The sequence below is a fragment of the Amycolatopsis sp. NPDC004368 genome (genome assembly GCF_053602515.1).
This window is the reverse complement of sequence record NZ_JBSGDT010000010.1, coordinates 11,900-26,258: the sequence shown is the minus strand read 5'-3', so window position 1 is coordinate 26,258 and position 14,359 is coordinate 11,900. Positions and strand designations below refer to the sequence as shown.

At 72.1% G+C, this 14,359-nt stretch carries 17 protein-coding genes; 15 read left to right on the top strand and 2 right to left on the bottom strand.

What is annotated here, in order from left to right; all coding sequences use genetic code 11:
* Window positions 1-13 precede the first annotated feature (13 nt).
* Both ACWEOE_RS16685 and ACWEOE_RS16680 read right to left on the bottom strand, forming a co-directional pair.
* Complete coding sequence (locus ACWEOE_RS16685) at window positions 14-385, bottom strand: winged helix-turn-helix transcriptional regulator (RefSeq protein ID WP_452009529.1); 372 nt, start codon at window positions 383-385, stop codon at window positions 14-16.
* 70 nt (window positions 386-455) lie between these two features.
* Window positions 456-884: an SRPBCC family protein gene (locus ACWEOE_RS16680; RefSeq protein ID WP_452009527.1), complete on the bottom strand. Its 429-nt coding sequence runs from the start codon at window positions 882-884 to the stop codon at window positions 456-458.
* A gap of 49 nt (window positions 885-933) precedes the next feature.
* Here ACWEOE_RS16680 and ACWEOE_RS16675 point away from each other — a divergent pair, with 49 nt between their 5' ends.
* The 15 genes from ACWEOE_RS16675 to ACWEOE_RS16605 all read left to right on the top strand — a co-directional run bounded on the left by ACWEOE_RS16675 (window position 934) and on the right by ACWEOE_RS16605 (window position 14,357).
* Window positions 934-1,491 carry a TetR family transcriptional regulator gene (locus tag ACWEOE_RS16675; RefSeq protein WP_452009524.1) on the top strand — a complete coding sequence of 186 codons (558 nt, stop codon included), beginning with the start codon at window positions 934-936 and terminating at the stop codon, window positions 1,489-1,491.
* Window positions 1,492-1,529: 38 nt separating this feature from the next.
* On the top strand, window positions 1,530-2,540 hold the full coding sequence (locus tag ACWEOE_RS16670; RefSeq protein WP_452009522.1) for an Lrp/AsnC family transcriptional regulator: 1,011 nt from the start codon (window positions 1,530-1,532) through the stop codon (window positions 2,538-2,540).
* Window positions 2,537-3,433 (top strand): polysaccharide deacetylase family protein, encoded by an 897-nt coding sequence (locus ACWEOE_RS16665; protein WP_452009519.1) that lies wholly within the window; start codon window positions 2,537-2,539, stop codon window positions 3,431-3,433. The genes ACWEOE_RS16670 and ACWEOE_RS16665 overlap by 4 nt, the downstream gene beginning before the upstream one ends.
* Window positions 3,430-4,737 carry an MFS transporter gene (locus ACWEOE_RS16660; protein WP_452009517.1) on the top strand — a complete coding sequence of 436 codons (1,308 nt, stop codon included), beginning with the start codon at window positions 3,430-3,432 and terminating at the stop codon, window positions 4,735-4,737. The genes ACWEOE_RS16665 and ACWEOE_RS16660 overlap by 4 nt, the downstream gene beginning before the upstream one ends.
* Window positions 4,738-5,529 (top strand): SDR family NAD(P)-dependent oxidoreductase, encoded by a 792-nt coding sequence (locus ACWEOE_RS16655; RefSeq protein WP_452009514.1) that lies wholly within the window; start codon window positions 4,738-4,740, stop codon window positions 5,527-5,529.
* The gene (locus ACWEOE_RS16650) at window positions 5,522-6,520 is read left to right on the top strand and encodes a ketopantoate reductase family protein (protein WP_452009511.1); all 999 of its coding nucleotides are present in this window, start codon (window positions 5,522-5,524) and stop codon (window positions 6,518-6,520) included. Before ACWEOE_RS16655 ends, ACWEOE_RS16650 begins: the two co-directional genes overlap by 8 nt.
* Window positions 6,517-7,668 (top strand): M20 family metallopeptidase, encoded by a 1,152-nt coding sequence (locus ACWEOE_RS16645; RefSeq protein WP_452009508.1) that lies wholly within the window; start codon window positions 6,517-6,519, stop codon window positions 7,666-7,668. Before ACWEOE_RS16650 ends, ACWEOE_RS16645 begins: the two co-directional genes overlap by 4 nt.
* A 112-nt stretch (window positions 7,669-7,780) precedes the next feature.
* Entirely contained in the window at window positions 7,781-8,206 is a 426-nt protein-coding gene (locus ACWEOE_RS16640) for a hypothetical protein (RefSeq protein WP_452009505.1), read from the top strand.
* On the top strand, window positions 8,203-8,391 hold the full coding sequence (locus ACWEOE_RS16635; RefSeq protein WP_452009502.1) for a hypothetical protein: 189 nt from the start codon (window positions 8,203-8,205) through the stop codon (window positions 8,389-8,391). Before ACWEOE_RS16640 ends, ACWEOE_RS16635 begins: the two co-directional genes overlap by 4 nt.
* A gap of 51 nt (window positions 8,392-8,442) precedes the next feature.
* Window positions 8,443-9,129, top strand: coding sequence for a winged helix-turn-helix domain-containing protein (locus ACWEOE_RS16630; RefSeq protein ID WP_452009499.1), 687 nt, complete (start codon window positions 8,443-8,445; stop codon window positions 9,127-9,129).
* Entirely contained in the window at window positions 9,126-10,496 is a 1,371-nt protein-coding gene (locus ACWEOE_RS16625; protein WP_452009496.1) for a sensor histidine kinase, read from the top strand. Before ACWEOE_RS16630 ends, ACWEOE_RS16625 begins: the two co-directional genes overlap by 4 nt.
* 126 nt (window positions 10,497-10,622) lie before the next feature.
* Window positions 10,623-11,531: a LysR family transcriptional regulator gene (locus tag ACWEOE_RS16620; RefSeq protein WP_452009493.1), complete on the top strand. Its 909-nt coding sequence runs from the start codon at window positions 10,623-10,625 to the stop codon at window positions 11,529-11,531.
* A gap of 125 nt (window positions 11,532-11,656) precedes the next feature.
* The gene (locus tag ACWEOE_RS16615; RefSeq protein ID WP_452009490.1) at window positions 11,657-12,817 is read left to right on the top strand and encodes a CaiB/BaiF CoA transferase family protein; all 1,161 of its coding nucleotides are present in this window, start codon (window positions 11,657-11,659) and stop codon (window positions 12,815-12,817) included.
* 29 nt (window positions 12,818-12,846) lie between these two features.
* A complete protein-coding gene (locus ACWEOE_RS16610) occupies window positions 12,847-13,611 on the top strand; it encodes a crotonase/enoyl-CoA hydratase family protein (RefSeq protein ID WP_452009488.1) in 765 nt (254 codons plus the stop codon).
* A gap of 5 nt (window positions 13,612-13,616) precedes the next feature.
* Window positions 13,617-14,357 carry an acetoacetate decarboxylase gene (locus ACWEOE_RS16605; RefSeq protein ID WP_452009485.1) on the top strand — a complete coding sequence of 247 codons (741 nt, stop codon included), beginning with the start codon at window positions 13,617-13,619 and terminating at the stop codon, window positions 14,355-14,357.
* The last annotated feature ends 2 nt before the right edge of the window (window positions 14,358-14,359 follow it).

Sequence of the window (14,359 nt, the reverse complement as noted above, 5' to 3'; positions counted from 1 at the left end):
GGCTACCTGCACCTCAAACCGATGCCGGTGCGTGTTCCGCGTCGAAGGCCGCCCGGGCGGCCGTCACCTGCTTCATGTGGTGGCGGGCCCAACCCGCCAGCATGTCCAGTGGCTCGGCCAGGTCCCGGCCCAGGTCGGTGAGCTCGTATTCCACCCGAGGCGGGATCACCGGGTACGCGGTGCGCGTGAGGATGCCGTCGCGGACGAGGCTGCGGAGGGTTTGCGTCAGGACTTTCTGGGAGATGCCCTCGACGCGCTTGCCGATCTGGGTGAAGCGCAGCGGGCCGTCGCGCAGGGAGCCGACGATGAGGACCGTCCATTGGTCGCCGATGCGGTCGAGGAGCTGGCGGGTGGGGCAGTCGCGGTCGTACGGGTTTCCCAGCACGGAAGGCCTCCTTGTCACTCTCCAGTAGAGAGTAACAATCCGCGAGAACAGCTGCATCCCCGAATAGGGGTCAACCCCGTGTCGTTTCCGCCACCAGGCCGGCCACCACGCGGGCGATGAAGCGCCCCAGCACCATCCGGTAGAACCAGCCCGTGCCCGGGATCTTGCCCTCGAAGGACGAGTGCCAGTGGATGTCCGTGCCGCCGTCGACCGGAGCCAGGTCGACGTAGGCGCGGTAGTCGCGCAGGGGCAGGCCGCTGCGCAGGGCATAACCGAAGCGGCGGTCCGGCTCCAGGGCGATCACCTCCTCGCACGAGCGGGTGCGGCCGGTGCGGAACACGCGCAGGGCGCCCAGCCCCTCCCGCTCCGACACACCCGGGCGGGCCAGCTCGAACGAGCCCAGGGGCGACCAGCGCGGCCAGCTGGAGCCGTCGCGCAGGAGGGCGTAGACCGTTGCCGGGTCGGCGGGCGTGTGGGCCCGCACCGAGATTCGTTGCATCGAGGCCTCCCGAGACCCTGTACCACCTGGTACATGTACCATCTGGTACATGGCGGAGGCAAGGGACAAGCTCCTTGACGCGGCTGTCGAGCACATCGCCCGCAACGGTGCCGCGCTGAGCCTCCGGGCACTGGCGGCGGCCCTCGGCACGAGCCACCGGATGCTCAGCTACCACTTCGGCTCGAAGGAAGGCCTGCTCACGGCCGTCGCGCGCGAGGTGGAGCGGCGCCAGCGCGCGGTGCTCGCCGACCTCGATCCCGCCCTTCCCCCGCAGCAGCTGGCCAAGGAGTTCTGGCGCCGGCTCACCGACGAAACGCTGCGGCACAACGAAAAACTCTTCTTCCAGCTCTACGGTCAAGCCCTCGGCGGCGCAGCCGGCACCGCGGAGTTCCTCGACGGCGTGGTCGAGGGCTGGCTGGGCCCTGTCGAGGCACTGCTGGAACGGCTCGGCGTGCCCGAACACCACCGTGCGGCGCAGGCCCGGCTCGGCCTCGCCGTCGCGCGCGGGCTGCTGCTCGACCTCGTGACGACGGGTGACCGCGAAGCCGTCGACGCGGCAATGGACCGCTTCCTGACCCTCCAAATCGACGGTTTCTTGCAGACCTGACCCTTGACTTGACGTTTTCCTGCATCCACGATGCACCCGTGACCGACGAAGCCAAACTCGGCGATCTGGACCGGCGGATCGTCGCCGCGTTGCAGCTCAACGGGCGTGCGTCGTGGGGTGCGATCGCGCGGCACGTGGGCACGAGCGAGTCCACGGTGCTCCGCCGCGCCGGCCAGCTCACGGAATCGGGCCAGCTGCGCGTGATCGGCGTGGTCGACGTGCTGCGCTGCGGCCTCGGCGTGCCGGTGCTGGCGCGGCTGAGGTGCCGGCCGGGCACCGCGACCGCCGTCGCCGAGGCGCTGGCCGCGCGGCCCGAAGTCCGCTACGCCACGGTGCTCGCGGGCAGCGCCGACTGCTCGGCCGAGTTCGTGCTCCCCACCTACCGCGACGTCGCCCGCCTCCAGGGCGATTTCCCCGCCGCCGACAACGTGCGCGACGCCGAGACCTTCGCCGTGATGCGCACGTTCACCTCCAACCACGACTGGGACTCCGGCGAGCTCAGCCCCCAAGCCGCCGTCGAGCTGCGCGGCGCCGACGTGCGCCCCTTCGAGGAACAGCACTGGGAACGCCCACCCGAGCAGCTCGACGAGCTCGACCTCGCCATCAGCGCCGCGCTCGGCGAAGACGGTCGCCTCTCGTTCAAGGAGGTTTCGCGCCAGACCGGCACGAGCGAGTCCACCGTCGCCCGCCGCGTCGACTCCCTTGTGCGCCGCGGCTGCCTGCGCTTCCGCACGCTCGCCGAACCCGCGATGTTCGGCTACGCGCTGGAGTTCATGCTCTGGCTCTCGGTCACCCCGGCCGAGCTCGACCGTGCCGGGCAGCAGCTCGCGGCGCACCCCGGCACGAAGTACCTGAGCGCGACGACCGGCCGCTTCAACCTCGTCGGCCAGATCGTGCTGCGCCACTACGGCGAGCTCTACCGCCACACCACCGACGTCGTCGGCGCCTTGCCGGGCCTGCGGGAGGCCGACGTGACCCTGCAGGTCGCCACCCTCAAACGCGCTTGGTCGCCCACGCCCGCCGCGACTGCAACCCGGGAGGAAGCATGACCGAACAACCCTGGCTCTGGGACGAGAAGACGTGGCGAGGACACGTCGAGCACGTCCGCGCGGGCCGCTCGCTGCGTCCCGCGCAGTGGCCCGGCGGCGCGAAAGTCGCGGTCGCCCTGTCCTTCGATTCCGACCACGAAACACCCGCCCTGCGCGACGGCGAAGTGCTGCCCGGCAAGCTCGCCCAGGGTGAGTACGGCGCCCGCGTGGGCGTGCCGCGCCTGCTCAGGCTGCTGGACCGCTTCAGCGCCCCGGCGTCCTTCTTCGTGCCCGCCGTCTCCGCCCTGCTGCACGACGGCGAAGTGAAGTCCTATGTGGACGCCGGCCACGAGGTCGCCCTGCACGGCTGGATCCACGAACGCAACACCGCGCTGGCCGAGGCCGAGGAACGCGATCTCGCCTTCCGCGCCGCCGACGTGCTCGAACGGCTCACCGGCACCCGCCCGGTCGGCATCCGCACGCCGTCGTGGGACTTCTCCGCCGCCACGCTGGCCATCACGCGCGAGCTCGGCCTGAGGTACGACTCCTCGCTGATGGCCGACGACGACTGCTACGAGCTGCTCGAGAACGGCGAGCCCACCGGCATCGTCGAGCTGCCCGTGGAGTGGATCCGCGACGACGCGCCGTACTTCATGATGGACCGCTTCGCCTCCCTGCGCCCCTACACCCCGCCGCGCGGGGTGCTGGAGATCTGGCGCGACGAGTTCGACGCCGCCTACGCCGAAGGCGGGCTGTTCCAGCTCACCATGCACCCGCACATCATCGGCCACCGCTCACGCGTCGCGATCCTCACCGAGCTGCTGGAGCACATCAGCGGCCACGACGGCGTGTGGTTCGCCACCCACGCCCAGGTCGTCGACCACGTCCTCGCCGCAGAAGGGATGAAACCATGACGACGGCGTCCACTTCGGACCTGCCCCAGGCGGCCCACCGGCTGAACCCGCAGCAGCGCAAGGCGATCGTCGCGGGCTCCATCGGCAACACCGTCGAATGGGTCGACTGGGCCGTCTACGCCACCTTCTCCCCCATCTTCGCCGGTCAGTTCTTCGCCGGGGGCAACGAAACCGCGGCTCTGCTGTCCACTTTGGCCGTGTTCGCCGTCGGTTTCGTGATGCGCCCCATCGGCGGCGCGGTGCTCGGCGCGTACGCCGACCGCCGCGGCCGCAAGAAGGGCCTCACGCTCACCATCTCGCTGATGGCGGGCGCGTCGATCGTGATCGCGGTCTGCCCCACCTACACCCAGATCGGCGTGGGCGCGCCGATCGTGCTGCTGCTCGCCCGGCTCGTGCAGGGCTTCTCGGCGGGCGGCGAGTTCGGGTCGTCGTCGGCGTTCCTGATCGAGTCGGCCGCCACCGGGCGCCGGGCGTTCGCCGGGTCGTGGCAGCAGGTGTCGGTCGGCGCGGGCTCGCTCATCGCGGCCCTGCTGGGCACGATCCTCAACTCGACGCTGTCGGACGCCGACCTGCACGGCTGGGGCTGGCGGCTCGCGTTCGGCGTCGCCGGGCTGCTGGGGCTGGTCGGGCTGTGGCTGCGCCGGTCGGTGCACGAGACGGAGGCGTTCGGCAAGCTCAGCGCCCAATCGGCGGCGAAGCCCCGGCGCAACCCGGTCGTGGCCATGGTCCGCGACCACCCGGGTGCCGCGCTGCGCGTGGCCGGTGTGACGATCGCGGGCACGCTCATCTACTACGTGTGGGTCAGCTACATGCCGGCGTACGCGCACCTGGCCACCGGCATCCCGCTCAAGACAGCGCTGCTGGCCAACACGCTGGCGATGCTCGTGTTCATCTGCCTGCTGCCCTTCGGCGGCCTGCTGTCCGACCGCTTCGGCCGCAAACCCACGATGACCGCGTTCGCCGCCGGGTTCGTGGTCTTCGCCTGGCCCGCGTTCCACTTCCTGGCGAACGGGTTCTGGAGCGTGTTCGTGATCGAACTCATCGGGCTCGTGCTGATCGTCGGCTACTCCGCCAACTGCGCGGTGATCATGGCCGAACAGTTCCCGCCCGAGGTGCGCACGACCGGCATCGGCCTGCCCTACGCGCTGGCCGTCGCCGTGTTCGGCGGCACCGCCCCGTACGTCACGACCTGGCTCAACGCCAACCACCACGGTGATCTCGTGTGGATCTACGTCGCCGTCGCCGCGCTGATCGGCGTGGCGGTGTACCTCACGATGCCCGAGACGAAGGGAAAACAGCTCTAGATGCGTACGGTGCTCGTGACCGGTGCCGCGGGCGGGATCGGGGCCGCGATCGCGGCCCGTTTCGCCGCCGCAGGAGACCGGCTGGCGTGCGCGGACCTGCGCGCGGGCGAACTGTCCACAGTGGCTTCCCGGCTGCGCGCCGACCACGGCGTGCCCGTGACCGAGCTGCCCGGCGATCTCGCCGACGCCGCGTTCGCCGAAGGGCTGGTCGACGCGGCCGGGCCGGTCGACGTGCTGGTCAACGCCGCCGGCATCTACCCCGCCACCCGGCTGCTCGACCTCACGGCCGAGCGGTGGGACCACGTGCAGGACGTGAACGTGCGCGCGGCCGTGCTCACCACGGTCGCGTTCGGCCGCCGGCACGTGGCGGCCGGCACCACCGGCACGGTCGTGAACATCTCCTCCGGTGCCGCCACCCGCGCGCGGCCCGGCGCCGCGCACTACGCCACGTCGAAGGCCGCGCTGGAGATGGCGACGAAGGCCTGCGCCGTCGAACTCGGACCGCACGGCATCCGCGTCAACGCCGTGAGCCCGGGGTTCGTGACGGTCGACAGCGAAGCGAACCCCGTGACGGAGGCCTACGCCGCCGCGGTGTCGGTGAACCCGCTCGGGCGCCGCGGCGCGCCGGGTGAGATCGCCGACGCCGTGTTCTGGCTCGCCGGCCCGGAAGCCGGGTGGATCACCGGCACGGTGCTGCGCGTCGACGGCGGGTCGACCGCCGGCGCCGCGGGGCTGCCACTGCACTGGTCCGGGGAAACGGAAGTCCAAAAGGGAGTGACCGCGCATGGCTGAGCGCCGCGCTTACACGGTGGTGGGCGGCGGCGCGATCGGCGGCACGATCGCCTTCCACCTCGCCAAAGCCGGGCACCCGGTGGTGATCGTCGACGCCGACCCGGCCCACGTCGCCGCGATCACCGAACGCGGACTGACGCTGGTGCGACCCGGGGGCGAGGAGCGCGTGGACCTGCCCGCGTTCTTGCCGGGCGACGCGCCGCCGGAGCTGGGCCGCGTCCTGCTCGCGGTGAAGGCGCAGGCCACGGAGAACGCCCTGCAGTGGCTCGAGCCGCGGCTGGCGTCCGACGGGTTCGTCGTTTCGCTGCAGAACGGGCTGAACGAGCAGCTGATCGCGTCGTTCGTCGGCGCGCGGCGGACGGTGGGGGCCTTCGTGAACCTCTTCGCCGACGTCGCCGAGCCCGGTGTGGTGCGCGACGGCGGGGCGGGCGCGCTGGTCGTCGGTGAGCCGGACGGCCGGATCAGCGAGCGTGTCGAGGAGGTCGTGGCCGATCTGCAGGCCTGGGGGCCGGCCGTGGCGACCGCGAACGTCGAGGGCTACCTGTGGGCCAAGCTCGGCTTCGGCGCGATGCTCACCACCACGGCGCTGGCCGACGCGCCGATGGCCGACCTCATCGACCGGCACCGGCCGTTGATGCACGCGCTCGCGGCCGAGGTGTTCGCCGCGGCCGGTTCGCGCGTGCTGGAGCCCTTCGACGAGTTCGACCCCGCCGCGTACCTGCCGGGCGCGGCCGGGCGGGAAGCGGCGACCGACCGGCTGGTGGCCTGGCTGCGCACGATGCCGAAGGACCGCAGCGGGATCTGGCGCGACATCGCCGTGCGCCACCGCCCCGTCGAGGTCTTCCACCACTACGCACCGGTGCTCGACGAGGCCGCCGAGCTGGGCATCGGGCTCCCGCTGCTGAAGGCCGTGCTCAAGCGCCTGGGCGACGTCGAGGCCGGCGCACCGATGTCCGAGGACCACCTCACCGAACTGGAGGCACACCTGTGACCGGGATCCGGGAGCTGCACGAGTGGGTGCGCGCACACCGCGACGACCTGCTCGCCGACCTCGCCGAGTACGTCGGCATCGAGACGCCCAGCGACGACAAGGAAAGCCTCGCCCGCGGACTGTCCTGGGTGGACGGCTGGCTGCGCTCGCGCCTCGGCGAGCCGGCGGCGGTGCGCGACTTCGACGGCGGCCGGCACGGCGACATCAAGGTCTACGACTACCCGGGCGCGGGCGAGCGGCCCGTGCTGCTGCTCTGCCACTACGACACGGTGTGGCCGCTGGGCACGCTCGCCGGGTGGCCGTTCACGGTCGAGGGCGACCGCGCGACCGGACCCGGGATCTTCGACATGAAGTCGGGCCTGGTCCACGCCGTGTGGGCGCTGCGGGCGCTCGACGCGGCCGGCCTGCCGCGCCCGGCCGTGCGGCTGGTCCTCAACGGCGACGAGGAGCTCGGCAGCCCCGCGTCGCGCCCGGTGATCGAGGAAGCGGCCGCGGGCACCCGGGCCACGCTGGTGTTCGAGGCCAGCGCCGACGGTGCCGTGAAGACCTCGCGCAAGGGCGTGGGCCTGTTCCAGGTGCACGCGACCGGGGTGGAGTCCCACGCCGGGCTCGACCCGACGAAGGGCGCGAGCGCGATCGACGAGCTGGCCCGCTCAATTCTCGCGCTGCACGCGCTGACCGACCTTTCGGCGGGCACCACCGTGAACGTCGGCGTGATCTCCGGCGGCAGCAGGCAGAACGTGATCGCCGGGTCGGCGCGCGGTGAGATCGACGTGCGGGTGTCGAGTGCCGCCGAAGCCGCCCGCATCGACGCCGGCGTCGCGGCCATCACGGCGCACGACCCGCGAGCGACCGTGACCGTCGAGGGCGGGTGGAACCGGCCGGTGATGGAACGCTCGGACGCCATCGTGGAGCTGTACTCCCTGGCGCGCGACTTGGCCGCCGAGCTGGGCGTGACCCTGCGCGAATGCTCCGTCGGCGGCGCCAGCGACGGCAACTTCGTGGCCGCGTTGGGTCACCCGGTGCTCGACGGCTTCGGCGCGGTGGGCGACGGGGCGCACGCGCGCCACGAGCACATCAGCGTCGAGGGGATGCTGGAACGCACCGCGCTGGCGGCCGCCGTGCTGCACCGGCTCGGTCAGGGTTAGGGCTTAGACGGCTGCGGCTTTACGAAGCTCGAACATTCGCCCCACACCCCTCGTACACCGGGCCGGGAAAGTACACCTCGGAAACCACCGGTCACGAGAGGGAGAACGAACGATGCGAGCTACTACGTGGACCCGGCGGCTGGCGCTGGCGGGCGGCGGGGTCGCGGCCGGGCTGCTGGTCGTGACGCCGCTGGCCGTCGCGGACACCACCACGCCCCCGCCGTCGTCCGCCGCGGTCGCCCCGATCACGCTCAGCCCGGAAGAGTCGCAGCAGGTCTGCGGCGACTGGGTGCCCAAGCTGCAGAAGCGCGCGAAGAACCTCGCCGACCGCATCAACGGCGGCGCCGAGGTCGCGGGCTCCGTCGCCAACCTCAAGGCCCGCGCGGCCGACCAGAAGGCCAAGGGCCACACCGCGGCCGCCGACCGCCTCCAGAAGCGCGCCGACAAGCGCCAGGGCCGCATCAGCCAGCTCGGCGACGCGACGAACAAGCTCAACGCGTTCGCCGCCGCGCACTGCAAGCCCGCGGGCACGAAGTGAGGGCCGCCCGGCTCGCGGCCGCGGCCGGGGCGGCCGCACTCCTGGCGCTCGGGTGCACCGCCTGCAACGGCGGCGACTCGGCCGCGCCGTCCGGCGGGGGCTCGGCGGCCACCAGCGAACTGAACGGCATCCAGTCCACCCTCGACAGCATCGACTCCGACATGGCGGGCGACGGCTCCCCCTGAGCCGCGTAGCCTCTGCTGCGACGGAGGGGCACAGGAAGAACGGGAGCCCGCATGGGGTCAGCCGGCCGTGGTCTCGTCCTGGTCGTGGAGGACGAGGCCGCGATCGCCGAGCTCGCGGCGCTGTACCTGCGCCGCGACGGGTTCGGTGTGCACGTGGAGCCCGACGGCGCGGCGGCGCTCGCGGCGGTGCGGCGGCTGAAGCCGGTGGCCGTGGTGCTCGACATCGGACTGTCCGGAATGGACGGCATCGAGATCTGCAAGGCGTTGCGCGCGGCGGGCGACTGGACGCCGGTTCTGTTCGTCACCGCGCGCGACGACGAGCTGGACCGGCTGCTCGGCCTCGAGATCGGCGCCGACGACTACCTCACGAAACCCTTCAGCCCGCGGGAGCTGGCCGCGCGGGTGCGGACCGTGCTGCGGCGCACGTCCGGGGGCACGCCGGCCGCGGAGACGTTCGAGTGCGGGGGCGCGCGGGTGGACGTGACGAGCCGCCGGGCGTGGGCCGGAGACCGGGAGATCACGCTGACGTCGACCGAGTTCGACCTGCTCACCCACCTCGTGCGCCACCCCGGCCGCGTGCTCTCGCGCGACCAGCTGCTGAGCGCGGTGTGGGGTTACGCGGCCGCCGCGGGCACGCGCACGGTCGACGTGCACGTGGCCCAGCTGCGCGCCAAACTCGGCGAGCACAGTCCGATCAGGACGGTCCGCGGCATCGGCTACGCGGCGGACGCCGGATGAGGGGCACGCTCGCGCTGCGCACCACGGTCGTGTGCCTGGCGGTGGCGGGCATCGCGGTGATCGTGTCCGGGCTGGTGGCGACCCGGCTCGTGCGCACGACCGCCGACTCCGTGCTGCAGCAGTCGCTCAAGGCGCAGGCCGACGTGGTCGCGACCCAGCTCGACGACACCGGCATCGGCAACCGCCTCGGTGTGGGCAAGGTCGCCGACGTGGTGCGGGGCCAGGGCATCGCCGTGGTCGTGCGGCGCGCGGGGGGCCAGGACATCGGTGACGCCACCTCCACACGCGTGGCCGAGCGGGCCGGGCTGGCGTCGGGGCGGAACCAGTCGGACCGGGTGACCGTGGACGGCCAGCAGTACCTCGTGGAGATCCGCGCGGTCGGCCCGCGCGCGGCCGCGTTCGCGCTGGTCCAGCCCGCGCGCAGCGGCGAGGCGACGCAACGCGCGCTGGTGCGCAACATCGCGCTGGCACTCGGGATCGGCCTGCTGGTGGCCGCCGTGGCCGGGTCCGTGTCCGGGCGGCTGCTCGGCCGGCCGTTGCGCAGGGCGGCAGCCGCGGCGGTGAGCCTGCGCACGGGCCGGCGCGACGTGCGGGTGCCGGTGGAAGGGCCCGTCGAGGTCGCCGAGGTCGCCGGCTCGCTCAACGAGCTGGCCGACGCGCTGGCCCACAGCGAGGCCCGTCAGCGCGAGTTCCTGCTGTCGGTGTCCCACGAGTTGCGCACCCCGCTCACCGCCGTGACCGGCTTCGCCGAGGCCGTGGCCGACGGCGTCGCCGAGGGACCCGAGGCGCGCCGGGCGGGCGAGACGATCCACCGCGAGGCGCAGCGGCTCGAACGCCTGGTCAGCGACCTGCTCGAACTCGCGCGTCTCGGCGCCGACGAGTTCCGCCTCGACCTCGCGACGCTCGACCTGGCCGCGCTCGTGCGCGACCGCGCTCAGGTGTGGCAGCTGCGCTGCGAACGCGAGAACGTGCCGCTGTACTCCGACGCCCCCGCCGAGCCGGTGCCCGTGACCGCCGATGTGCGCCGCCTGCAGCAGGTGGTCGACGGCCTCGCCGAGAACGCCCTGCGCGTGACCCCGGCCGGCGCGCCCATGGTGTTCTCCCTGGTCGTGGCGGACGGACACGCGCACCTCGCCGTCCGCGACGGCGGCCCCGGCCTCGCACCCGAGGACTACGCGGTGGCCTTCGAGCGCGGCGTGCTGAACAAGCGCTACCGCGACCGCCGCCCCGTCGGCTCCGGCATCGGCCTTGCGCTGGTCCACGGCCTGGTCACGCGCATGGGCGGCGCGCTCACCGCGGGCCCAGCGCCCGAAGGCGGCGCCACGTTCACGATCACGCTTCCCCTCTCGGCACCGTCGCGTCCATGATCTCCCAGTCGTGCCGGTCGACGGGGCAGCACTGTCCACAACAGACGATCCCGGCAACGAACCCTCCGCCGCGCATGACCCGTCGTGGCAGCGCCCGCCGGCCGGGAACTGGCTAGGCTGAGGCCTGTGGAAATGCTGCACCTGCGCTACTTCGTGGCCGTCGCCGAAGAGCTGAACTTCTCGGCGGCCGCGCGGAAGCTGCACATGGCCGCGTCGCCGTTGAGCCAGCGCATCAAGGACCTCGAGCACGAGCTCGGGCAGCAGCTGTTCGACCGCAGCACCCACCACGTCACGCTCACCCCGGCGGGCACGGCCTTGCTGCCGATCGCCCGCGACGTGCTGGAGCAGGTCAACTCGATCCCCTGGCGGCTGCGCGAGGCGACGAGCCCCCAGCGCAGCACGGTGTTCCTCGGCATGCCCGCGGGCGTGCACCCGGACCTGCGCGACCGCGTGACGGCGCTGACCGAGCGCGTGCGCGGGAGGTTCGAGCTGAAACGCTGGCCGGGCGCGAGCCCCGACCTCGTCGACGCCGTGCTCGACGGGCGCCTCGCCCTCACCCTGGCACGCATGCCCGTGACCGACCCGGCGCTCGAGGCACTGCCGGCGATGTCCGAACGGCTCGGTGCCGTCGTGCCCGCCGACCAGTTCACCGGCCGCGAGTCGGTGAGCCTCGCCGAGCTGGCCGGGTTCGCCTACCTCGCCTCGCCCGAGGATTCGACCCCCGCCTATTTCGAACAGCTCGACCACCAATTGATGGCCCTGGGCATCAAGAAGCGGTTCAAACTGTCGAACACCGGCTATTCGGGCGTCTCGGAGATCATTTCTTCCGGGCTCGCGTTTTCGATTTCCATGCTCGACGAGGCCAGCCCGATGCACCTCTACCGGCTCGAGAACGTGGCTGTGCTCCCCTTCACGGATTTCCAGCCTGAGCTGGAGACGAACCTGATCTGGCGGCGTGACCGGGGCGACAGCGGCGACCTGGCCGCACTCGTGGCCGCCGCGCGCGAGATCTTCAGCGAACCGCTGAGCAGCTGAAACGCCCCGAGAATGGTGTGATCGCTGCGGTCACACCATTCCGATCGACATGATCATTCCCTTTCCCCACCTGCGCTCCTAACTTCGGTGGCAGAGCAACAACAGCAGGTGCGAAAGGATCGAAGATGGACGAGCAGAACACCGCCACCGGACCGCTGGACGGGGTGCGCGTGATCGACCTCTCGACCGTGGTGATGGGCCCGTACGCGGCGCAGATCCTCGGTGACCTGGGCGCCGACGTGATCAAGATCGAGTCCCCCGCCGACACCGTCCGCGTGGGCCGGTACCGCACCAGGCCGGGGATGACCCCGCTCAACCTCAACGTGAACCGCAACAAGCGCAGCGTCGCCCTGAACCTCAAGGACGCCGGCGAGCGCGAGCAGGCGCTGGCGCTGATCGGCACCGCCGACGTGCTGATCACCAACATGCGCCCCGGCGCGCTGGCGCGGCTCGGCCTGGACTACGCCGAGGTCGCGAGCCGCAACCCGGGCCTGATCTACGCCCACGCGCAGGGTTTCCGCAGCGACTCCGACCGCGCGGGCAACGCTGCCTACGACGAGACCGTGCAGGCCGCCTCCGGCCTCGTCGACATCGCCAACCGCGCGATCGGCAAGCCCGTGTACCTGCCGACCATCCTGGGCGACAAGGTTTCCTCGCTCACGATCGTCTACACCGTGCTCGCCGCACTGCACCACCGCGACCGCACCGGCGAGGGCCAGCGGATCGAGATCCCGATGACCGACACGCTCATCGCGTTCAACCTGGTCGAGCACCTCGCCGGGCACGTGTTCGAGCCGGCGCAAGGCCCCACGGGCTTCCCGCTGTCGATGTCGCAGGGCCACCGCGCGGCGCCGACCAAGGACGGACTGGCCTGCGTGATCCCCTACAACCCGCAGAACTTCCGCGACTTCTTCGCCGCCGCCGGCCGCGCCGACCTGGTCGAGGACCCGCGGGTGAACGGCGAGGCGATCGACAACGCCGACGTCGACGCCCTCGCCGAGCTCATCGACGAATGCGCCCCCGCGCTCACCACCGTCGAATGGGCCGAGGTCTGCGCGAAGCACAGCATCCCGTTCGCGCCGGTCCTGGAGCTCGACCGCGCCCACGAAGACGAGTACGTGCGCGAAGGCCACCTGCTCGACACCGTCGAGCACCCGACCGAGGGCACCATCCGCACGGTCGGCATCCCGGTGCGCTTCTCGGCCACCCCCGGCTCGATCCGCCGCCCGGCGCCGGTCGCCGGCCAGGACACCGCCGAGGTGCTGGCCGAGCTGGCCGCCCGCTGAAACCCCGTAGCAAGAGAAGAAGTGACGTCATGAGCACCGAAGTGCGCGCCGAACGGATCGGCACCACCTTGCTGATCACGATCGACCGCCCGCAGGCGCGCAACGCCGTGAACGCGGCCGCCGCGGCCGGGCTGGCGGACGCGCTGGACACCCTGGAGAGCGACCCGACCCTGCGGGCCGGCGTGCTCACGGGCGCCGAAGGCACCTTCAGCGCCGGCATGGACCTCAAGGCCGCGCTGGCCGGCGAGAGCCCGGAGATCCCGGGCCGCGGGTTCGGCGGGCTGACCGAAGCCGCGCTGACGAAGCCGCTGATCGCCGCCGTCGAAGGCTGGGCCATGGGCGGCGGGTTCGAGTTCGCCCTGGGCTGTGACCTGATCGTGGCCGCGGAAGATGCGAGGTTCGGGCTGCCCGAGGTCAAGCGCGGCCTCGTCGCCGCCGGCGGCGGGGTGATCCGCCTGCCGAAGCGGCTGCCGCACCACCTCGCGATGGAGCTGCTGCCCACCGGCGAGCCCATCACCGGAGTGAAAGCGGGTGAACTGGGCCTGGCCAACCGCGTGGTCCCGGCCGGTGAGGCCACCGCCGTCGCGCTGCAGCTGGCCGAGCTGATCACGGGCAACGCGCCGCTCGCGCTGGCCGCCGTGAAGAAGATCGTGCGCGCCGCCGACGGGGTGCCTGAGCCCGAAGCGTTCGGCGCTCAGCGCGAAGAACTGAAGCACTTGATGACTTCCGCCGACGTCCGCGAGGGCATGACCGCCTTCGCCGAGCGCCGCGCGCCCCAGTGGACTGGACGGTGACGACCATGAAGCAAGAAGACGTCCGGCGGCACGTGACCACGCCGCTCGTGAACCCCGCGTTCGCCCCGATGGTGCCGCGCTTCACCAACCGCGAGTACCTCAACATCGTCTACCGCACCGACCCCGAGGCCCTGCGCGCCGTGGTGCCGGAGCCGCTCGAGATCGAAGAGCCGCTGGTGCGCTTCGAGGTCATGAAGATGGGCGACGTGAGCGGCTACGGCCCCTACACCGAGTCCGGCCAGGCCGTCCCGGTCACCTTCGACGGCGAACGCGGCGAGTACCTGCACGCGATGTACCTCGACAACTTCGCGGCCACCGCGTCGGGCCGCGAGGTCAGCGCCTACCCGAAGACCATCGGGGCGCCGAACCTCTATGTCGACAACGGCGCCCTGGTCGGCACGCTCGACCACGGCACACTGCGCGTGGCCACCGCGACCATGGGCTACAAGCACTTCACCCTTGACGCGGTGGCCGCCGAGGCGCAGATCACCGTGCCGACGTTCATGCTCAAGATCGTCCCCGGCTACGACGGCGCGCCCCGCGTGATGGAGCTCGTGCGCACCGAGATCACCGACGTGATCGTGAAGGAGGCCTGGACCGGCCCCGCGCGGCTGCAGCTGTTCGAGCACGTGCTGGCACCGCTGGCCGACCTGCCGGTGCGCGAGGTCGTGTCCGCCAGCCACATCCTCACCGACCTCACGCTGGCGCCCGTCACGCCGGTCCACGACTACCTCAAGGGAGCTTGACC